12 protein-coding genes are annotated in these 20470 nt (G+C 68.7%); 4 read left to right on the plus strand and 8 right to left on the minus strand.

What is annotated here, in order from left to right; genetic code table 11:
- Positions 1-34: 34 nt before the first annotated feature.
- Complete coding sequence (locus tag CW359_RS33485; protein ID WP_105973970.1) at positions 35-760, plus strand: TetR/AcrR family transcriptional regulator; 726 nt, start codon at positions 35-37, stop codon at positions 758-760.
- Between the two features lie 29 nt (positions 761-789).
- Here CW359_RS33485 and CW359_RS33490 read toward each other — a convergent pair whose 3' ends face one another.
- The 3 genes from CW359_RS33490 to pulA all read right to left on the minus strand — a co-directional run bounded on the left by CW359_RS33490 (position 790) and on the right by pulA (position 8379).
- Complete coding sequence (locus CW359_RS33490; protein WP_105973971.1) at positions 790-1146, minus strand: 5-carboxymethyl-2-hydroxymuconate Delta-isomerase; 357 nt, start codon at positions 1144-1146, stop codon at positions 790-792.
- A 49-nt stretch (positions 1147-1195) separates the two neighbouring features.
- Positions 1196-2839 (minus strand): fused response regulator/phosphatase, encoded by a 1644-nt coding sequence (locus CW359_RS33495; protein WP_105974026.1) that lies wholly within the window; start codon positions 2837-2839, stop codon positions 1196-1198.
- Positions 2840-2910: 71 nt separating this feature from the next.
- On the minus strand, positions 2911-8379 hold the full coding sequence (gene pulA / locus CW359_RS33500; RefSeq protein ID WP_105973972.1) for a pullulanase-type alpha-1,6-glucosidase: 5469 nt from the start codon (positions 8377-8379) through the stop codon (positions 2911-2913).
- 206 nt (positions 8380-8585) lie between these two features.
- Between pulA and CW359_RS33505 the strand changes: the two genes are divergently transcribed.
- Positions 8586-10661: a carbohydrate-binding module family 20 domain-containing protein gene (locus CW359_RS33505; protein WP_105973973.1), complete on the plus strand. Its 2076-nt coding sequence runs from the start codon at positions 8586-8588 to the stop codon at positions 10659-10661.
- Between the two features lie 19 nt (positions 10662-10680).
- On the opposite strand, the gene CW359_RS33510 is transcribed toward CW359_RS33505, so the two are convergent.
- On the minus strand, positions 10681-12063 hold the full coding sequence (locus tag CW359_RS33510) for an alpha-amylase (RefSeq protein ID WP_105973974.1): 1383 nt from the start codon (positions 12061-12063) through the stop codon (positions 10681-10683).
- A 216-nt stretch (positions 12064-12279) separates the two neighbouring features.
- On the opposite strand from CW359_RS33510, the gene CW359_RS33515 reads away from it, so the two are divergent.
- The gene (locus CW359_RS33515) at positions 12280-13617 is read left to right on the plus strand and encodes a ferredoxin reductase family protein (RefSeq protein ID WP_198655490.1); all 1338 of its coding nucleotides are present in this window, start codon (positions 12280-12282) and stop codon (positions 13615-13617) included.
- Positions 13618-13715: 98 nt separating this feature from the next.
- Here the strand turns inward: CW359_RS33515 and CW359_RS33520 are convergent, their stop codons facing one another.
- From CW359_RS33520 to CW359_RS33535, 4 genes are all read right to left on the minus strand, one after another.
- Positions 13716-15392 carry a glycoside hydrolase family 13 protein gene (locus CW359_RS33520; RefSeq protein ID WP_232838723.1) on the minus strand — a complete coding sequence of 559 codons (1677 nt, stop codon included), beginning with the start codon at positions 15390-15392 and terminating at the stop codon, positions 13716-13718.
- A gap of 218 nt (positions 15393-15610) precedes the next feature.
- On the minus strand, positions 15611-16519 hold the full coding sequence (locus tag CW359_RS33525; protein ID WP_408647548.1) for a sugar ABC transporter permease: 909 nt from the start codon (positions 16517-16519) through the stop codon (positions 15611-15613).
- Positions 16520-16547: 28 nt separating this feature from the next.
- Positions 16548-17552, minus strand: coding sequence for a carbohydrate ABC transporter permease (locus CW359_RS33530; protein WP_105973977.1), 1005 nt, complete (start codon positions 17550-17552; stop codon positions 16548-16550).
- Between the two features lie 116 nt (positions 17553-17668).
- A complete protein-coding gene (locus CW359_RS33535) occupies positions 17669-18943 on the minus strand; it encodes an extracellular solute-binding protein (protein WP_105973978.1) in 1275 nt (424 codons plus the stop codon).
- Positions 18944-19373: 430 nt separating this feature from the next.
- Here CW359_RS33535 and CW359_RS33540 point away from each other — a divergent pair, with 430 nt between their 5' ends.
- Positions 19374-20408 (plus strand): LacI family DNA-binding transcriptional regulator, encoded by a 1035-nt coding sequence (locus CW359_RS33540; RefSeq protein WP_269805617.1) that lies wholly within the window; start codon positions 19374-19376, stop codon positions 20406-20408.
- Positions 20409-20470 lie beyond the last annotated feature (62 nt).

Below are 20470 nucleotides of genomic sequence, written 5' to 3' on the forward strand. Positions count from 1 at the left end.
GTTGGGGGCCGTAATCGATCGGTAAGGTGTTCGCATGACAACCGGGGTTCGCCGCAGAATGGGAGTCGAGGAACGCCGGCAGCAGTTGATCGGCGTCGCCCTCGAACTGTTCAGCCGCCGCTCGCCCGACGAGGTCTCCATCGATGAGATCGCGTCGGCCGCGGGCATCTCGCGCCCACTCGTCTACCACTACTTCCCCGGCAAACTCAGCCTGTACGAGGCCGCGTTGAAGCGCGCGTCGGACGATCTGGCGGGCCGGTTCGTGGAACCGCGGGAGGGTCCGCTGGGGGCCCGGCTGCTGCGGGTGATGCGCCGGTTCTTCGACTTCGTCGACGAACACGGCCCCGGTTTCGCGGCGTTGATGCGCGGCGGGCCCGCGGTGTCGGCGGACGGGGTGCGGGCGGCGGCCGGCAACGCCTCGGCGACGAACGCGCTCATCGACGCCGTACGCCAGGCCGCCTACGTCCAGATCCTGTCGCATCTGGAGCTGGTCCCCGAACAGGCGCCCGCCCGGCTGGAGTTGGTCATCCGGACGTGGATATCGCTGGTCGAGTCGACCGCGCTGATCTGGCTGGACGGGCGGCGGGTGCCGCGGGCCGAGCTGGAGGCGCAGCTCGTGCACGACTTCGCGGCGCTGGCCGCCGTAAGTGCCGCCTATGACGAGGAGATGGCCGCGCTGCTGCGGCGGATGCTCAAGCAGGAGCCCGCCGACGGCCCGTTCACCGACCTCGTCACCCGGCTCATCTCGCTCGCCTCATAGCCGGTCCGTAGTCGATTCGTTCGGCCGGGTCAGGCGTCGAACTTGCGGTAGGAGTCGTCGAGTTCGCGGACCTCGACCGAGGCGTGCAGGGCGAGGCCCTCGACCGGCTTCACATGGGTGCGGACCAACTCCAGTACGGCTTCCGTCAGTTGGTTCTTCGTCTCGGTCGTGCGTCCGGTCAGCATGCCGATCCAGACGTGCACGACGGCGTGGCCCTCGCTCTCCGCGCCCACCGTGGTGTCCTCGGTGCGGCGGAACTGTGTCTTGCACGCCTCGGGCTTCGCCTTCGCCGTCGCGACGACCTCCTCGTGCAGCGCGAGCGCGAACGCGCGCCGGTCGAAGGCCTCGGCCAGCGGTTCCGAGTAGTCGACGGTGATCTGCGGCATGGGTCAAACCCCTGTTCTACGACTGCTACGACGGCATGGTCAGCCCACCCTAACCGGCGAGGCGCAGGGCCAGCATGGCGATGTCGTCCTCCCGTTCGTGGCCGAAGCAGACCAGCAGGGTGTCGCAGAGGGCGTCCAGGCCGGGCAGGGCGCCGGTGGCGGCGGCGCGGAGGTGTTCCAGGGAGTCGGCGAGGTCGGTGCCCCGGGTCTCGATCAGACCGTCGGTGATCATGAGGAGCCGGTCGGTGGGCTCCAGGAACAGCTCGGTGGGCGGCGGGTGCGGCAGGCCGATGCCGAGCAGCGGGCCCTCGGCCTTGGCGTAGTCGGCGCTGCTGGTGTCGCGGATGATCAGCGGCGGTATGTGACCGGCGTTGGCGATGAGCGTGCGCCCGGTGGCGGGGTCGACATGGACCAGGCAGACGGTGGCGGTGATCTCGGGGTGGTAGCGCTGGAGCATCCGGTCGAGGCGCTCGGCGAGGACGGCCGGGTCGCTCTCGTCGACGCAGTAGGCGCGCAGCGCGTGCCGGATCTCGACCATGACGGTGGCCGCGTCCAGCGAGTGCCCGACGACGTCGCCGACGGCGGTGAGCACGCCGTCGTCGGTGCGCAGGGCGGCGTAGAAGTCCCCGCCGATCTCGGCGTCCCGGGACGCGGGCACGTACCGCACGACGACGTCGATGCCGGGCAGTTCGGGGAGCCGGTCGGGGCGGGGCAGGAAGCTGTGCTGGAGGGTGAGGGCGACGTTCCGCTCGACCTGGTACATGAGCAGGGGCTCGGCCGCGAGTGCGGTGGCCTGGGCGAGCCGGGCGACCAGCGACTCGTTCTCCGGGCTGACCCTGCGCACGCTGCGGGTCGGGGTCGCCAGGCAGACGGCGGCTCCGCCGTCGTGGGTGGGGATCAGCACGAGCCGGGCGTCGTGCTGGACGCCCGGCCGGAAGAACCCGGCGGGCCACAGCGGCGCGGGCACGGTGGTGATCTGGAGTCCGCTCTGCCCGCGGGTGAGCCGGCGGAGCAGTCCGGCGACGACCCGGTGGGCGCTCTCGTCCGGCATGGCGAGGGAGGTGCGGTCGCGGGAGACCGCGTGGTACAGCTCGTCGTCGGGGCCGAGGAAGAACACGGCGGCTGGCGAGCCGGTGAGACGGGCGGTGCCTTCGGCGGCGGCGTCGGCGAGTTCCTGCAGCGAGCGGGCCGCCTGGATGGTGAAGATCGTCTCCGAGAGCCGGGTCAGCCGCCGGGCCAGCGCCTGGTCGTCGGCCCGCAGCCGGGCGGCCCGTACGGCGGCCCGCAGCACGGCGTCGATCTCCTCGGGCTCGGCGGGCACCGACAGATACGCCTCGCCGCCCGCGTCCAGCCCGTCGCAGCGGTCGCCCGGGGTGACGGCGGCGGCCGAGAAGTGCACGACGGGCAGCCCCGCCATGTGCGGCCTGGCCTTGAGGCGGCGGCACAGTTCGACCCCGCTCATGTCCGGCAGGTGCACGTCGATCAGGGCCACGTCGGGCAGCATGCCCTTGCGCAGCCGTACGTCGAGTTCGGCGAGCGCCTCGTTCCCGCTGGCCACGGCCACGACCTGGTGGCCGGCCCGGCGCAGCAGGGCGCCCATGGCATACCGGCTGGCCGCCGTGTCGTCCACGACGAGCACGGTGGTGTCCGCGGTGCCTGTCAACTTGCCCTTGCCATTGCCGTTGCCGTCCATCTGGCCGCCCTTGGACACACCGGTGGGGCAGACCGGAGTCGATCGTCTGCCCCACCAAGATAATGCCCTTCTCAGGAGGTCAGCGAGAATACGGCGACCGTCCTTGCCGGAACGCCGAACGTGCCCGATTCCCGTGCGTACGTGGCCGACTTGACGACCGGGTCCGCGCCCGCCCGCAGGACGGGGTGCAGCGCGTAGGAGGCCCCGGCGAGCGCGCCGATCCGCTGCTCGGTGCGCTCGGGCGTCGCGTTGAACACGACGACCAGACCGCCGAGTTCCATGGTGACGACGCCGGGTGTCTCGTCCTTTCCGGACAGCGGGAAGGAGAGCTTCGACTGCACCTGTCCGGCCGTGTCGAGGGAGAAGTCGCTCTCCGTCGTACGGATTCTCAGCAGATCCCGGTACGCGGCCGAGGCGCCCTCGATCTGGGGGCAGCCGACGCCGACTGTCGTCAACAGGGGCTTGGCGTAAGGCCACTTGGCGGCGTTGTCGGCGGCCATGGGCAGCCCGCGTCCGAAGCCGTTGCCGTTGCTTCCGTTGCCGTCGGCGCAGTTCCAGTGGATGGCGTTGAACCAGTCGCCGCTGTCGTAGGAGTTGCGGTCGAGGGACTTGGAGCGGAGCAGGTCGGTGCCCGCCTGGGAGAGGGCCGGGCCCTGCGAGAGGGTGGCCGTCGCCATGGCGAGGACCTGCATCCGGGCCCGGTCGGCGGCACTGGTCGTCGCGGGCAGCTTGAAGGCGAGGGCGTCGAAGAGGGACTCGTTGTCGTGGGCGTCGGCGTAGGCGAGGGCGTCGCCGGGTGCTTCCGCGTAGCCGGCGGGCTGGCCGTTGTAGTCGACCTGGGCGCCGGTGACGTCCTCGCCGTCGGTGTCGGTGAAGCGGTAGGCGGCGAGGTTGCCGGTCAGGCCGACCTTGATGAGGTCCTGGTAGTGCAGGAGGCGGGCCTTCTGCTCGGCCGAAGTGCCGTTGCCCGTGGAGGAGTTGGGGTCGGTGTAGAGGCCGGACGCGAAGCCCTGGACGCCGGGGTCCTCGTCGAAGGGGCCGCCGCCGCGTACGGCGTCCCGGGCCCGGTCGGAGAAGGTCGCGATGCCGGTGCCGGCCATGTTCTTCTGGGTGGCCTGGACGAACCGGGCGTCGTCGGCGACCTCGCCGAAGTTCCAGCCCTCCCCGTACAGGATGATCTTCTTGCCGTCGACGCCGTCCTTCTTGACGGTGAGCGCGTCGAGAGCCTTGCGTACGGCCAGGATGTTGGCCTTGGGGTGGTGGCCCATCAGGTCGAAGCGGAAGCCGTCGACCTTGTACTCCTTGGCCCAGGTGACGATCGAGTCGACGACGAGCTTGCCCATCATGGTGTTCTCGGGCGCGGTGTTGGCACAGCAGGTGGAGTTGGCGACCGTGCCGTCGGCGAGCAGCCGCTGGTAGTAGCCGGGGACCACCTTGTCGAGGACGCTGGTCCTGGCCTGCCCGCTGGCCGGGGTGTGGTTGTAGACGACGTCCATGACGACCCGCAGCCCGTCGCCGTTGAGCGACTTCACCATCTTCCGGAACTCGACCGTGCGCCGCGTCCCGTCCGGGTCACTCGCGTACGAGCCCTCAGGGACGGTGTAGTGGTACGGGTCGTAGCCCCAGTTGTAGGCGTCCTTCGCGGCGATCTTCGCGACGCAGGCCTGCTGTTGGTCGGAGTCGGCGGCGTAGGAGGCGAGGTCGCAGTCGACGGTCGCCTGGTCCGACTTCTTCTCGGGGATGGTGGCGATGTCGAAGGCGGGGAGGAGATGGACGTACGAGGTGCCCGCCTTCGCCAGTGCGCGGAGGTGCTTGGAGCCGTCGCTGTCCTTGTCGGTGAAGGCGAGGTAGGTGCCCTTGTCCTTGGCGGGCACGGTGTCGTCGGCGACAGAGAAGTCCCGGACGTGCAGTTCCTGGATCTGGGCGTCGTTGAGGGGTACGGACTTGGGCTTGGTGTAGGTCGTCCAGCCGCTGGGGGCGAGGGACTTGTCGTCCAGGTCGACGACGAGGCTGCGTTCGGAGTCGGTGGTCAGGGCTACGGAGTAGGGGTCGGTGACCTCGTTGGTGACGATCGCGGAGACGCTGGGAGCCCAGACCTTCACGACGTACCGATAGGGCTTGTTCTTCCAGGACTTGGGGCCGGTGACGGACCAGACGCCGGTGGTGTCGTCGCGCTTCATGGCGACCTGGGTGCCGTCGAGGTCGAGCCCGACCGACTGGGCTGTGGGTGCCCAGACGGCCAGTGTGGGGCGGCCCTTGCTGAAGGTGGGGCCCAGGTCGGTGGTGGAGGCGGCGGTTCCGTACACGTCGTCGAGTACGCCGGCGAGCTGGACGCCAGTCGACGTCAACACCGCACCGTTCGCGGCTCGTTGGGAGGCGACGAGCTGACCGCGCAGGGCCTCGCGGACCCTGTCCCGGTCGCGTGGGTCGACCGTCCAGGCGGTGTAGGCCTTCAGGTGGGGGAACTTGGCCTTCTGGGCGTCGGTGAGCGCCGACTTGGTGAGGCGGAGCCAGCGTTCGTCGGTGCTGGTGAGAGTGCCGTCGGTCGCGGTGATCGAGCCGGTGCGGGAGTACAACAACTGGGTCGAGGCCGCTGTGTCGTTGCCGTTCCAGGCGACGGTGTTCCGGTCGATCCAGATCGCCTTGGCGGTGCTCAGGTCGAGGGCGGCCGAGCTTCCGGCGGGCTGCGGGAGGAGGTACTTCTCCTGGCCGTTCAGGAGCCAGACCTCGTGGCCGTTGGCCTTGAGGTCGAGGGCCTGGTCGGTGGGGAGGTCCTTCTCGTTGTCCTTGTGGATGATGTAACTGAGGCTGGTGGCACCGGCGTTGAGCGGGACCTCGTAGACGGCGCCGTAGGTGTCGGTGCGGACCGGCTCCAGGGGCTTCGCCCAGTCGGTGGGGTCGGCGGCGCCGGACCAGACGTGCAGGCCCCAGCCGTCGTAGTTCCCGTCGGCGCGGTGGTAGTGGAGGACGGCCTTGGTGGTGTCCTGGTCGGGGTGGTCGGGCTTCTCGGTGAGTACGGCTTCCTTGCCCTGCTCCGTCCAGATCTCGCCGGTCTTCGTGACGTCGATCGTGCGGTCGGCGGAGACGTCCTTGTTGCCGTCCTTGTCGATGACGAGGTAACTGACGCTGGTGGCACCGGGCTTGAGCTTGACGTAGGCGAAGGCTCCGTACGCGTCCCGGCCGACGAAGTCGTGACCGGCCGGCCAGGTGGTGCCCTCGCCGTCGGCGAGGTCGCCCCAGGCGTACAGGCGCCAGTCGGTGTAGTCGCCGTCCGCGCGCTTGTAGTGGACGATCGCGTAGTCGCGCGAGGAGGCGGTGGGGACCTCGGGGGCGGGTGGGGTGCCCGTGGTGGAGGTCGCCGTGGTGCTTGCCGTGCGTCCGGTGCTGTCGACCACAACTGCCTTGTAGCGCAGGGGGGTTCCGGGGGCAATGTTCGCTGCGAGGGTCTGGGTGACCCGGTAGGGGGCGTGGTCGGCGGAGCCGAGGGTCCGCCACTTGCCGGTGCCGATCTGGGCGGCGAAGACGACTCGGGTGAGCTGGTCGCCGCCATCTACGCCGGCGGTGATGTCGACCGTGCCGGTGGCGCCGGGGGTCGGGGCGGTGAGGGTGACGGTGGGCTTGGTGGTGGGGGCGGGGAGCTTGGTGGCGGCCTTGAGGACGATGGCGGCGCCGGGCGGGACGGTGACGGTCAGCTTGTGGTCGGTGCTGGTCGTCGCCTTGGCGGTGGTGCCGTAGATGCCCTTGAAGGCCGTGTTCGCGGAGCCCGTCGGGAAGGTGGCTTGCTTGGCCTCGGTGGCGTTGTTGAAGGCGACGACGTACTCGGTGCGGGACTTGGCGTCGGTGCGGGAGAAGGCGTAGACGCCGGGGCCGTCGGCCGCGTAGCGCTCGGTCTGGACTCCGTCGGCGAGGGCGGGGTTGGCCTTGCGGAGGGCTGCGAGAGCACTGATCTGCTTGTAGAGCGGTGCTCGGGTGTCGTAGGCGTCGGTCGCGTGGGTGCGGTCGGTGCCGAGTTCGTCGTCGTCGAGGTAGTCGGCGACCTTCGAGGCGAACATGGTCTGGCGGGCGTCCTTGTCGCCGCCCGCGCCGGTGAAGCCCTGCTCGTCGCCGTAGTAGACGACGGGGTTGCCCCGGCTGAGGAACATCAGCTCGTTGGCGAGCTTGTCCTTGGCGAGGAGTTCGGCGTCGGTGGCGGTCGGGTCGTCCTGCTTGAGGAAGGAGCCGATCCGGCCCATGTCGTGGTTGCCGAGGAAGGTGACCTGCTCGTAGGCGTTCGCCTGGTCGGTCGTGTACTTGTAGTCGTCGCCGAAGACCGAGGCGAGCCGCTGGGCGCTGCCGCCCTGGGAGGCGTAGGCGCGGGCCGCGTCCTGGAAGGGGAAGTCGAGGGTGGAGTCGAGGCGGCCCTGGGTGACGTACGGCGAGGTCACGGACGTGTCGGCGGAGTAGACCTCGCCGAACATGAAGAAGTCGTCGCGGCCGTGCCTGGCCGCGTACTTGTCCAGTGCCGTGGCCCACTGGGTCCAGAACTCCATGTTGACGTGCTTCACGGTGTCGATCCGGAAGCCGTCGATGTCGAAGTCCCGCACCCACTTCTCGTAGATCTTCTCCATGCCGGAGACGACCTCGGGGCGCTCGGTCCACAGGTCGTCGAGCCCGACGAAGTCGCCGTAGGTGGCGGACTCGCCGGCCCAGGTGGAGTCGCCCCGGTTGTGGTACATCGTCGGGTCGTTGAGCCAGGACGGGACCTTGGTGGTCTTCTTCGCGGCGGGGACGGTGGGGGTGCGCGGGAAGGAGTCGGCGTCCACGGCGGGGAAGTCGGCCTTGCCGTCCGCGTGGTCGGCGTAGTCGGAGTCGTCGAAGGGTTCGCCGTCCTTGGTCAGGTACGGGAAGGCGCCCTTGGAGAGGTAGTTGTAGGACTTCTCGTCGTAGTCGACGACGTCGGCGGTGTGGTTGGTGATGACGTCGAAGAAGACCTTCATGCCCTTGGCGTGTGCCTTGGAGATGAGGGTTTCGAGGTCCTGGTTGGTGCCGAAGTGCGGGTCGACCTGGGTGAAGTCGGTGATCCAGTAACCGTGGTAGCCGGCGGAGGCGTCCGCGCCGGTGCCCTGGACGGGCTCGTTCTTGAAGATCGGGGCCAGCCAGATGGCGGTGGTGCCGAGGCCCTTGATGTAGTCGAGCCTGTTCGTGAGGCCCTTGAGGTCGCCGCCCTGGTAGAAGCCCTTGTCGGTGGGGTCGTAGCCGGTGGCGAGGCGTGAACCGGTGAGCCCGCCAAGGTCGTTGGCGGTGCTGCCGTTGGCGAAACGGTCCGGGAGCACGAAGTAGAACTGCTCGCGGGTGAGGTCGTTGCGGGCGGCGGTCTTCGCCAACTGGGCGTCGGAGGGCGGCGCGGGTGGGGTGGCGGCTCCGGCAGACCCCGCGGCCAGTGGCTGGACGAGGGCCGCGGCGAGCGCGGTCACGGTGAGGACGGCGATCCGTGCGGCGGACGCGGTACGGCGCGATGAGCGCGCCGTCCATCTCGGTGTCGCCGTCCATCTCGGTATCACAGGGGCACTCCTTGTGGCGTACGGCTCTTGGGTCCGACCCGGCGCGACCGTATCGCTAACGAAAGGTTTACAGCAAGAGTCTTGAAACCGATCGCAAGGACTTTCATCCGCAACCTTGACGTGCCCTTCTCAACTGCCCCACGCTCACCACTTGTTGAACCCCGAACCTGCCAGCCGACGTCGTCTGCAACCTTTCGGAGCCGCACATGACCAGATACCGAACCCGTCCCCCTGGTGCGGGCCTCGTCCGCCGCGCCGCCGGTGCCACGGCAGCCGCCGCACTGGCCCTCGCCGGGGCCGTCGCCCTGCCCGCCACCCCCGCCCAGGCGGACGCCACGACGTCCGGCGATGTGATCGCCAACCTGTGGGAGTACAACTGGGACTCGGTCGCCGCCGAGTGCACGAACGTCCTCGGGCCGAACGGCTACGGCGCGGTGTGGGTCGCACCGCCCTCGGAGTCACTGCGGCAGCCCAACTACTACTGGTGGGACGTGTACCAGCCGTACTCGTACAACCTGAGCGGCCGTTTCGGGACGGCGACGGAGTTCGCAGCGATGGTGGACGCCTGCCACGACGCGGGCCTCAAGGTGTACACGGACGCGGTGATCAACCACACCGCCGCACAGACCGGCACGGGGTACGCCGGCACGACGATCACCAACAAGTACGACACCCCGGACTGGGACCCGGACGACTTCCACACGTCGGCCGAGTGCAACGACTCGGACCTGATCATCGACGACTGGTCGAACCTGTCCGAGATCCAGAACTGCGAACTGCTGGGCCTGCCCGACCTGGAGACCGAGGACGACGACGTCCGCTCGGGCATCGCGGCCTTCCTCAACAAGCAGATCGCGGTCGGGGTCGACGGGTTCCGGATCGACGCGGCCAAGCACATCCCGGTGGCCGACCTGAACGCGATCTGGGGCAAGCTGAACAACACGACGGCGGGCTCGGCGCCGTACATCTTCCAGGAGGTGTACCCGGGTTCGACCCCGGCGGCCTCCGACTACTACGCGGCCGGTGACGTCCTGGACTTCACCTACGCGAGCAGGCTGAAGTCGGCTTTCCAGGGGAATGTGAGCGACCTGGCGTCGCTGTCGTCGTCGGGTGTGCTGACCCCGGCCAGCTCGGTCTCCTTCGTCACGAACCACGACACCGAGCGCAACGGCCTGCACCTGAGCTACAAGGACGGCGACACCTACCGGCTGGCGAACATCTTCCAGCTGGCCTACAAGTGGTCGACGCCGACGGTGTATTCGGGCTTCGAGTGGTCGTCGTCGGACCAGGCCCCGCCGAACTCCAGCGGCTTCGTGACCGACACCAACTGCTCCAGCGGCTGGTACTGCCTGCAACGGGACACCGCGATCACCGGCATGGTGAAGTGGCACAACGCGGTGGGCTCGGAGGCGGTGTCCAACTGGTCGACCAAGTCGTCCGGCGTGATCGGCTTCGGGCGGGGCACGGGCGGTTACGTCGCCATCAACAACGCTTCGTCGGCGGCGACTTACACCTTCGCGACGGGCATGGCGGACGGTACGTATGCCAACGTCGTCGACAACGGCGCCACGACGGTGACGGTGTCGGGCGGGAACGCGACGCTGACGGTGCCCGCGAAGGGCGCGATCGCCTTCTACAACGGGGAGTTCACGCCGTGCACGACCTGTGGTGGCGGGGGCGGTGACGGTACGACCGTGACCGCGACCTTCAACGAGTACGCGGCGACCACGACCGGCCAGGACGTGTACGTCGTCGGCTCGATCGCGGCGCTGGGGAGCTGGGACACGTCGAAGGCGGTGAAGCTGTCGTCGACCGGGTATCCGGTGTGGTCGGGCGGGGTGAGCGTGCCGACGAACACGTCGTTCGAGTACAAGTACGTCAAGAAGGACGCGTCGGGGAACGTCACCTGGGAGTCCAACGCCAACCGGACGGCTGCCACGACGGCTTCGGCTCTGACTCTCAACAACAGCTGGAACGTGGCGAGTTCGAGTGCGACGGACGTGACCTTCAATGTCACGGCCACGACGACGCTGGGCACGAACGTCTACGTCGTCGGGTCGATCGGGGCGCTGGGGTCCTGGAACACGGCGGACGCGATCCCGCTGTCGTCGGCCGCCTACCCGACCTGGTCCAGGGCGGTCATCGTCCCCAGGAGCACGTCCTTCGAGTACAAGTACATCAAGAAGGACGGCTCCGGGAACGTGACGTGGGAGTCGGGCACCAACCGCTCGTACACGACGGGCAGTTCGAGCGGCTACACGACGGCTGACACGTGGAAGTAGGAGTGACGGTGACAGCGGCTCAGCAGGTGGTCTTGCCCGTGTAGATCGCGAGCGCCGTGTTGGCACCCAAGGTGGCCGTGAACTGCCCGCTGGAGTTCACGGTCACCGAAGTGTTGTTCTGGACGTTGCAGTACGTGCCCGCCGCGAGGGACGTCTGATACGTACGGCTCAGGCTGCTCGACTCGTGGTTGATGGCGACGAACCCCTTGCTGCCCCGCCCGAAGGCAATCGCGTCGCCCCCGTTGTCCCACCAGTTGGAGAGAGACTCTCCGCGCGTCGCGTTCCGGAAGGCGACCATGCGCAGGATCTCCGGCCAGGCATGCTGGCACTTCCAGCCGTCCTGCCAACAGGCGGTCACGGAGCCGCCGTTGGGCGGTCCGGCGTCGGTGTCGGAGAACTCGTACCCGGAGTTGATGTCGGGCGCACCGTACGGATACGCCAGCATGAAGACGTTGGCCAGGGTGTAGTTGGCGTTGTCCTTGTAGCTGAGTGTGGAGCCGTTGCGCTCGGTGTCGTGGTTGTCGACGAAGACACCGGCGACGGAGCTGCTCATGTAGCCCCAGCCCTCGCCGTAGTTCTTCAGGTAGGCGAGGTTCTCGTTGTTGAAGACGCGCTTGAGGTCGTAGGCGTAACGGAACTCCTGCACATCACCATTACCCGTGTACTCGGTCGGCTGTACGGCCTCCCCGCTGCCGTAGATGGCCTCCTGCTTCCAGTACACGCTCGAATTGCTGAGCCGGGACTTGATGTTGGCGAGGTCGGTGGCCGGGATGTGCTTGGCGGCGTCGATCCGGAAGCCGTCGACGCCGTACCCGAGCAGGGAGTTCATGTACCCGGCGATGGTCGCGCGGACGTACTCCTCGCCGGTGTCCAGGTCGGCGAGCTGTACGAGTTCGCAGTTCTGGACGTTGGCGCGGTTGGTGTAGTCGGTGATGGTGGCGGTGCAGTCGTCGAAGTCGTAGGAGGAGTACAGGCCGGGGTAGTTGTACTTCGTGTACGACGAACCGCCGGTGCCGGTGCCACTGCCCGCCGACATGTGGTTGATGACGGTGTCGACGACGACCTTGACGCCGGCGGCGTGACACGTGTCGACCATGCTCTTGAAGGCGGTGGCGTCCCCGAGCCGACCGGCGATCCTGTAACTGACGGGCTGGTAGGAGGTCCACCACTGCGAGCCCTGTATGTGCTCGGCGGGCGGCGAGACCTGGACGTAGCCGTAGCCGGCGGGGCCGAGGGTGTTGGTGCACTCCTTGGCGACCGAGGCGAAGTTCCACTCGAAGAGGACGGCGGTGACGTCCTTGGTGCCGGGCGGGGAGGCGTAGGCGGTGCCGGTGGGGACGGCGAGCGCGATGGACGCGCCGGCGGCGAGGGCGAGCGCGCCGGAGAGGGTTCTGCTGGCCATGTCGGGGTCCTTCTCCGTTGAAGGTCCAGGCAAGATCTGTTGCTGAATCTTGCTGCAAGATGACTGAAAACTTTCAGCCGAGCAGAAGGTACGAGTGCGGTTGCGGGGCGGTCAACCCTTGGGACGCTTCCTACAGCCACGGATCGGCCCCGTCCGCCGTACACTCGCCCGATCGAGAGGGCCGCGAGGGCGCGGCCTCGGGGGCGAGGGGCGATCATGGCGGCGACGAGTAACCCGGTGCGAAGAGGCACCGTGCATCCGGTGGACGCGGCGCGCTGGGCGATGTGGGCCTTTGTCGTCGTCAATGTGGTGATCGTCGAGGCGTTGTTCGTGAGCGCCGGTTCGGGCAAGAACGGCGTGCTCACGGTCGCGAAGTTCTTCGGGCTGCACGCGGCCCTGCTGATGCTGTTCCAACTCCTGCTGGTGGCGCGGCTGCCGTGGCTGGACCGGCGGATCGGGATGGACCGGCTCACGGTGTGGCACCGCTGGGTCGGCTTCTCGCTGCTGTGGACGGTCCTCACCCACGCCACGCTCGTCGTCCTCGGCTACGCGACCCTCGACGACACGACCATGGGGAAGACGTTCGTCGCCCTGAGCGGCGTGACCGCCTCGCTGCTCGGCATGCTCGCCGCCGGCATCATCCTCGTCATCGGCGTGATCTCCACCCGCTCTCTGCGGCGACGGCTTCGGTACGAGGTCTGGCACGGGCTGCATCTGCTGCTGTACGTCGCTCTGGGGCTGGCCTTCGTCCATCAGCTGGAGGAGACGACGACCTTCACGTCCTCCGCGTTCGCCGAGGCCTACTGGTGGCTCCTGTGGCTGTTCTCCTTCGGCGCCCTGCTGACCGGCCGGATCGTCATGCCGCTGTGGCGCAACGCCTACCACCAGTTCCGGGTCACGGCCGTGGTGCCGGAGTCGGACAACGTGGTCTCCGTGTACGTCACCGGCCGCAACCTCGGCAAACTCCCCGCCCGCGCGGGCCAGTTCTGCATCTGGCGGTTCCCCGGACACAACAACTGGTGGCTCGCCAACCCCTTCTCCCTCTCGGCGGCGCCCGACGGACAGGGGCTGCGTCTCACCGCGAAGGCGGTCGGCACGACCAGCGCCGGTCTGCGTGAAGTCCCGGTCGGCAGCCGCGCGTTCGTCGAGGGCCCGTACGGGGCGTTCACCTCGCTGCACCGGAGCCGGCCCGGTGCCCTGCTGATCGCGGGCGGCGTCGGCATCACGCCGGTGCGGGCGATGCTGGAGGAGCAGACGAACGGCGACGTCGTCGTGCTGTACCGGGTCCGCAGCGAGGCCGACGCCGTACTCCTCAACGAGGTACGCCGACTGATCGCGGTCAAGGGCGGCCGACTGCACCTGCTCACCGGCCGGACCTCTGAGGGCGCCCCGCCGTTCGGCCCGGAGAGCCTGCACCGGCTGGTCCCCGACATCACCGACCGCGACGTGTACGTCTGCGGCCCCGGCGCCATGACCGAGGCCGTACTGTCCGGCCTGCGGGAACTCCGGGTCCCAGCCCGCCAGGTGCACTCCGAGCGGTTCGGCCTGGCCTGAGCGGGAGCGGGCCGGCCTTCCTTCCTTCCCGACCACAGCAGCACAGTGCCCGCCGCCCCTGATCGGGCGGCGGGCACTGCTGGTCGGACAGTTGGGCCTCAGCCAGTCGTCCACCACACCGTCGTGTCCGCAGGCAGCTTCGCCTCCTCGGCGTCCACCACCGTCAACTCGCCGCTGGCGACCAGGACTTCGCCGTACGCCGGAATCGTGACCGCCTCGCCGCCCGTGTTCGCCACGCACACGAACCGGCCGCGGCGGAAGGCCAGGACGCCCTCGGGTGCGGTCAGCCACTCGACCGAGTCGCCCGCGCCCAGGTCGGGCTGCACACGGCGGGCGGTGAGGGCCGTGCGATACAGCTCCAGGGTCGAGCCGGAGGCACCGGTCTGCGCCTCGACGCTCAACTCCGCCCATTCCGCGGGCTGCGGAAGCCAGCTGCCGCCCGCGCCGAAGCCGTACGACGAACCCTCGCGGGTCCACGGGATCGGGACCCGGCAGCCGTCGCGGAAGCCGTCCTGGCCCGCGCCGCGGAAGTAGGCCGGGTCCTGGCGGACCTCGTCGGAGAGGTCCACGACGTCCGGCAGGCCCAGTTCCTCACCCTGGTAGACGTACGCCGAACCCGGGAGCGCCAGCATCAGCAGGGTGGCCGCGCGTGCCCTGCGCAGGCCGAGCGCGCGGTCTCCGGCGAGGCGGAGCTGGGTGCCGAGGCCGGGCTCGTTGGCGAAGCGGGTGGCGTGGCGGGTCACGTCGTGGTTCGACAGGACCCAGGTGGCGGGGGCGGCCACCGGACGCATCGCGTCCAGGGTGCGGTCGATGACGCTCCTCAGTTCCGTCGCGTCCCAATACGTCGCCAGGTACTGGAAGTTGAACGCCTGGTGGAGTTCGTCCGGGCGGACGTAGTTCGCCGTGCGCTCGATGGTCGGGGTCCAGGCCTCGGCGACGAAGATGCGTTCGCCCGCGTACTCGTCGAGGACCAGGCGCCACTCGCGGTAGATCTCGTGTACGCCGTCCTGGTCGAAGAACGGCATGACATCGTTGCCCAGGAGCTTGACCTGGTCGTGGGTTCCGAGGTCCGGGAGGCCCTCCGCCTTCACCAGGCCGTGGGCGACATCGATGCGGAAGCCGTCGACGCCCATGTCCAGCCAGAAGCGGAGGACGGAGCGGAACTCGTCCCCGACCGCCGGGTGTTCCCAGTTGAAGTCGGGCTGCTCGGGTGCGAAGAGGTGCAGGTACCAGTCGCCGGGGGTGCCGTCCGGTTCCGTGATCCTCGTCCACGCCGGGCCGCCGAAGACCGACTCCCAGTCGTTGGGCGGGAGTTCGCCGGTCGCGCCCTTGCCGGGGCGGAAGTGGTAGCGGTCCCGGAGGGGTGAGCCGGGGCCTTCGGCGACCGCCCGCTTGAACCACTCGTGCTGGTCGGAGGAGTGGTTGGGGACCAGGTCGACGATGATCCGCAGGTTCAGCTCGTGTGCGTCTCGGATCAGGGCGTCCGCGTCCAGCAGCGACCCGAACATCGGGTCCACCTCGCGGTAGTCAGCGACGTCGTAGCCGGCGTCGGCCTGCGGGGAGGCGTAGAAGGGGCTGAGCCACACGGCGTCGACGCCCAGGTCGCGCAGGTACGGCAGGCGGGAGCGGACGCCTTCCAGGTCGCCCATGCCGTCTGCGTTGCTGTCGGCGAAGCTGCGGGGGTAGACCTGGTAGATGACCGCGTCGCGCCACCAGTCGGGGGTGGCGGTGACGTTGGTGGAGGTCGGGGCCGGAGCGGTGGAGTGCTGGCTCATAACGTCCTTGATACGTAACGGAGTTCGGGTCATGGGCGGTTTCTGCGGGTCTTGAGGCTGCGGGTGCGTTGTGGCTGGTCGCGCAGTTCCCCGCGCCCCTAAAAGCAGGGCGTGGCCGAACCGTTGGGCATAAGCGGACGCGGTGGCAGCGGGGTCGGAAGGCCACCGCGTCCGCCACCCGCGCGGCAGCTGACGCGCGGGAGTTCACTGGACCTGGGTCAGCCCTTCGTGCCGCCCGCCGTCAGGCCTGCCACCAGGTTTTTCTGGACCAGGTAGAAGAAGGCGGAGACCGGTATCGCGACCAGTACCGCTGTGGCGGCCATCAGGTTGCGCTGGGCGTCGTGTTCGCTTACGAAGCTCTGCAGGCCCACCGCGAAGGTGTACTTCGTGTCCGACAGCATGAACGTCGAGGCGAAGGCGACCTCGCCGAACGCGGTGATGAAGCTGTAGAACGCGGCCACCGCCAGGCCCGGTTTGGCGAGCGGGAGGATCAGCCGGGCGAAGGTGCCGAAGGGGGTCAGCCCGTCGACGCGTCCCGCCTCGTCGATCTCGAAGGGGATCGTGTCGAAGTATCCCTTGAGCAGCCAGGCGCAGTACGGCACGGCCGTCGAGCAGTAGACCAGGATCAGGCCGAGGTAGTTGTCGATCAGCTGGAGGTCCGACAGGATCTGGTACATCGGGACGATCAGTACGGCGATCGGGAACATCTGGGTGACCAGGAGCACCCACATGAACTTGCGGTAGCCGGGGAAGCGCATCCGCGAGACCGCGTACCCCGTGGTCGCCGCGACGAGGACGCCGATGACCGTCGTACCGAGCGAGACGATCAGCGAACTCCTCATCCAGTCGAAGAAGTTGGTGTGCTGGAGGACGAACGAGTAGTTGTCGAACGTCATCTTGTCCCAGATGCGCCCGGGGTGGAGATAGTCGTCCTTGTCCGGGCCGAGGGACAGGAAGAACAGCCAGGCGATCGGGAACAGCGCGATCAGGCTCGCGACGGTCAGGACGCCGTGGGAGGCGAGGGCGGCGGTGCGGCCGGGCCGGCCGCCGCGTCCTGCGGGCCTCGGGGGCGCGGGTGTGCCGGGCGGGTCCGTCGGCCCGGTCGGCTCGGGCTTTTCGACTGTCATGGCGCTCATGGGGGCTCGGGCTCCTGTCTCAGTTCGCGAGCTGCTGCTCATTGCGGTTCAGCCAGCGGCGGTAGAAGGAGGTGAAGACGACGAGGATGGCCAGCAGCAGCATGCCGTAGGCCGCCGACTGGGCGAAGTCGCGCGGCTGTTGGCCGAAGCCGAGGTAGTAGGCCCAGGTCACGAGGATCTGCGCGTCCGGCGCTGTGGTGCCGAACAGCAGGAAGATCACCGCGAACTGGTTGAACGTCCAGATGACGCCGAGGAGTACGACGGTCGAGCTGACGGAGCGCAGGCCCGGGAGAGTGACGTACCAGAACTTCTGCCAGGGACTGGCCCCGTCCATGTCCGCGGCCTCGTAGAGGGTGGAGTCGATGGACTGGAGGCCGCCGAGCAGCGAGACCATCATGAACGGCACCCCGCACCAGGTGTTGACCATGATCGCGGCGAACCGCTGCCAGAAGGTGTCCTCCAGCCAGAGCGGTGTCGGCAGGTGCACCGCGTCGAGCATCGAGTTGATGATGCCGCCGTCGGCGAGCATGAAGCGCCAGCCGAAGACGGTGACGAAGGTCGGCACCGCCCACGGCAGGACCAGGATCAGCCGGTAGAAGGTGCGCCCGCGCAGCTTCTGGTTGAGGAGGAGGGCGAGGCCAAGGCCGATGCAGTAGTGCAGCGCCACACAGCAGACGGTCCAGACGATCGTCCAGATGAAGTGCGACCAGAAGCGGTCGTACGCGGTGTCGCCCCACAGGATGTCGGCGTAGTTGTCGAGGCCGATGAACTTGTAGGTGGCGTCGATGTGGTTGACGCCGATCGTCCGGGCCGAGTTGAGGCTGTTGGCGTCCGTGAGCGTCAGGTAGAGGCCGCGCACGAGCGGGTAGAGCACGAGTCCGCCGAGCACGACGGCCACGGGGGCGATCATCGCGTACGCGTACCAGTACTTCTGGTACGCGTGCCTGAGACGATCGAGCCGTCCGGGCCGCTGCCCGGGCTCACCTCGGCGCTTGCCGGTCGCGCGGTCGATGGCGACTGTCATCTTTCGACACCTTCTGGAAGATCACTGGAGGATCACTGGAAGATCGCTGGAGGATCGGGGGCTGTGGCGCACGCCGGTGACCGTCGGAACCGGTCGGCTCCGACGGCCACGCGGGGTCACTTGCTGAAGTCCGGGACCAGCTTGGCGATCGCGGTCTCCGCGTTGCCCAGGCCCTTGTCGAGGGACTCCTTGCCGCCCGCGATCTGCGGCAGCTCGGTGTCGAGCGGACCCCACAGCGAGCTGTACTCGGGCAGCGCCGGGCGGGGCTGGGCGGCGGGCAGGACGCCCTGGTAGCCGGCGAGGCCCGGGTCGGCCTTGACCTCGGCGGTGTAGGCGTCGTCGCGGGTGGGCAGCGTGGAGTTCTTCAGGGCGATCTGCGTCTGGGACTTCGCGGAGGTCATGAAGTTGACGAACTTCAGCGACGCCGCCTGGTGGGCCTTGTCCGAACCGGCGTAGACCGAGAGGTTGTGGCCGCCGGTCGGGGCGCCCGCCTTGCCGCTGGAGCCGGCCGGGACGGTGGCGACACCGAGGTTGGCCTTGTCCGTGAACGCGCTGCCCTTGTAGAAGTTGGTGATCTCCCACGGGCCCTGGACGATCGCGGCGACCTTGCCGTTGACGAACGCGTCCTGGATGTGGGCGTAGGCGTCGGCGGTGGTGTCCGCCTTGTGCAGGCCCTTGCCGTCGAAGAGGCCGAGCCAGGTCTCGTAACCCTTCTTCGCGGCGGCCGAGTTGACGGTGATCTTCTTCGCGGCGGCGTCGACGGTGTCGGTGCCCTCGCCGTAGAGGAAGCTCTGCGCGTAGTAGGCCTGGGTGGAGCCCCAGTAGCCGTCGACGCCGGTCTTGGTCTTGATGGCGGCGGCGGCCGTCTTCAGGTCGGCCCAGGTCTTCGGGGCCTCGGTGAGGCCGGCCTTCGCGAAGAGCGCCTTGTTGTAGACGAGCGCGAGGGTGTCGGTGACGATCGGGACGCCGTACGTCTTGCCCTCGTACTTCGCCTGCTCGATCAGGTTGGGCTGGAACTTGGCCTCGTCGGTGAGGGCCTCGGTGCCGTCGAGGGGCAGCAGGAAGCCCTTCTTGGCGAAGGCGGGGGTCCAGCCGACCTCGGAGCGCAGCACGTCCGGGGCGCCGGAGGCACCGGCCGCGGTGTCGAACTTGTTCTGGGCCTGGTCGAAGGGGACGTTGACGTACTTGACCTTGATGTCCTTGTTGGCGGCCTCGAACTCCTTGACGAGGGCCTGGTACGTCGGTGCCTCGTTGGTGGCGTTGGAGGTGTCCCACCAGGTGATGGTGACCGGGCCGTCGGCCTTGTCGCTGCCACTGTCGTCCCCGCCGCAGGCCGTCGCCGCGAGGGCGATGGACGCCACCAGCGCGGTGGCCGCTATGCCACGCCGCATGAGTTCTCCTTCGAGGGTGAAAGCCCGTGTACTGGCGGTAACGGCCTCGTCCGCCGTTCCCACCGCTTCGCCGACCGCACCGTTGCCGCCGTCGGGCGACGTGAACGTAACAGCGATGTAAGCGTTGCGAAAGACCTTGCAGCAAAAAACCGCAAGAACCGACGACAGTTACCCGGCCGTGACCCTCGAACGCGGCCTCGATTCCGTGCTCTGCCGCCGATCGACGGGATCTGGGACAGTTGTGCAAGACTCTGCAAGCTCTTGCTGAAGACGCCCGATCAGAACACCGTCAGAACACCGAGGGAGCGCGATGACGCAGCAACCCCCAGCGGCGGGCGGCCGTCCCGGCCGCCCGATGGGCCGTTCGACGGCCCGGGCCAGGCGAGTGTTCGGTGGGCAAGGAGAGGGACGGCCGGTACAGTCCAGCCCTGTGACCACACGGCTTGCCGACATCGCCGCCCAGGCGGGGGTGAGCGAAGCGACGGTCAGCCGGGTCCTGAACGGGAAGCCGGGCGTCGCCGCCACCACCCGCCAGTCCGTGCTCGCCGCCCTCGACGTACTGGGGTACGAGCGCCCGGTCCGGCTGCGGCAGCGCAGCGAGGGCCTGGTGGGCCTCATCACTCCCGAGCTGGAGAACCCGATCTTCCCGGCCCTGGCGCAGGTCATCGGCCAGGCCCTGACCCGGCAGGGCTACACCCCGGTCCTGGCCACCCAGACGCCCGGCGGCTCCACGGAGGACGAGCTGACGGAGATGCTCGTCGACCGGGGCGTGGCCGGCATCATCTTCGTCTCCGGACTGCACGCGGACACCTCCGCCGACATGACGCGCTACGAGCAACTGCGCGCCCAGGGCGTGCCGTTCGTGCTGGTCGACGGCTTCTCCCCCAAGGTGCAGGCGCCGTTCATCTCCCCCGACGACCGCGCGGCGATGCATCTCGCGGTCACCCATCTCGTCTCCCTCGGCCACACCAACATCGGCCTCGCGCTCGGACCGAAACGTTTCGTTCCGGTCCAGCGCAAGATCGAGGGCTTCGTACGGACGATGCAGGACCTGCTGGGTCTGACGGCGCAGGACGTCGAGTCCCGCCTCGTCCAGCACTCCCTGTACACCCTGGAGGGCGGCCAGGCGGCCACCACGGCCCTCATCGACCGCGGCTGCACGGCGGTGGTGTGCGCGAGCGACATGATGGCGCTGGGCGCGATACGGGCGGCCAGGCAGCGCGGTCTGGAGGTCCCCCGGGACGTCTCGGTCGTGGGCTTCGACGACTCCCCGCTGATCGCCTTCACCGACCCGCCCCTCACCACCGTGCGCAAACCGGTCCCCGCGATGGGCCAGGCCGCCGTACGCACCCTCCTTGAGGAGATCGGCGGTACGCCCGCCCCGCACAGCGAGTTCGTGTTCATGCCGGAGCTGGTGGTCCGGGGGTCCACGGCGTCGGCCCCTGGGGAACGGACTCGTTCCTAGGTAGGAGTCGGGGGCGCCTCCCCTGCCGTAGAACGTGCGGGTCGTACAGGACCAGGGGATGA

Source organism: Streptomyces geranii (assembly GCF_002954775.1).
In the GTDB taxonomy this organism is placed as follows: domain Bacteria; phylum Actinomycetota; class Actinomycetes; order Streptomycetales; family Streptomycetaceae; genus Streptomyces; species Streptomyces geranii.

Bases quoted from the DNA above. Each gene is read 5' to 3' on its own strand.
- CW359_RS33485 (WP_105973970.1), top strand. From the start codon at position 35: ATGACAACCGGGGTTCGCCGCAGAATGGGAGTCGAGGAACGCCGGCAG.
- CW359_RS33510 (WP_105973974.1), bottom strand. From the start codon at position 12,063: ATGGCCAGCAGAACCCTCTCCGGCGCGCTCGCCCTCGCCGCCGGCGCG.
- CW359_RS33505 (WP_105973973.1), top strand. From the start codon at position 8,586: ATGACCAGATACCGAACCCGTCCCCCTGGTGCGGGCCTCGTCCGCCGC.
- CW359_RS33515 (WP_198655490.1), top strand. From the start codon at position 12,280: ATGGCGGCGACGAGTAACCCGGTGCGAAGAGGCACCGTGCATCCGGTG.
- CW359_RS33490 (WP_105973971.1), bottom strand. From the start codon at position 1,146: ATGCCGCAGATCACCGTCGACTACTCGGAACCGCTGGCCGAGGCCTTC.
- CW359_RS33535 (WP_105973978.1), bottom strand. From the start codon at position 18,943: ATGCGGCGTGGCATAGCGGCCACCGCGCTGGTGGCGTCCATCGCCCTC.
- CW359_RS33525 (WP_408647548.1), bottom strand. From the start codon at position 16,519: ATGACAGTCGAAAAGCCCGAGCCGACCGGGCCGACGGACCCGCCCGGC.
- CW359_RS33495 (WP_105974026.1), bottom strand. From the start codon at position 2,839: ATGGACGGCAACGGCAATGGCAAGGGCAAGTTGACAGGCACCGCGGAC.
- CW359_RS33530 (WP_105973977.1), bottom strand. From the start codon at position 17,552: ATGACAGTCGCCATCGACCGCGCGACCGGCAAGCGCCGAGGTGAGCCC.
- CW359_RS33520 (WP_232838723.1), bottom strand. From the start codon at position 15,392: ATGAGCCAGCACTCCACCGCTCCGGCCCCGACCTCCACCAACGTCACC.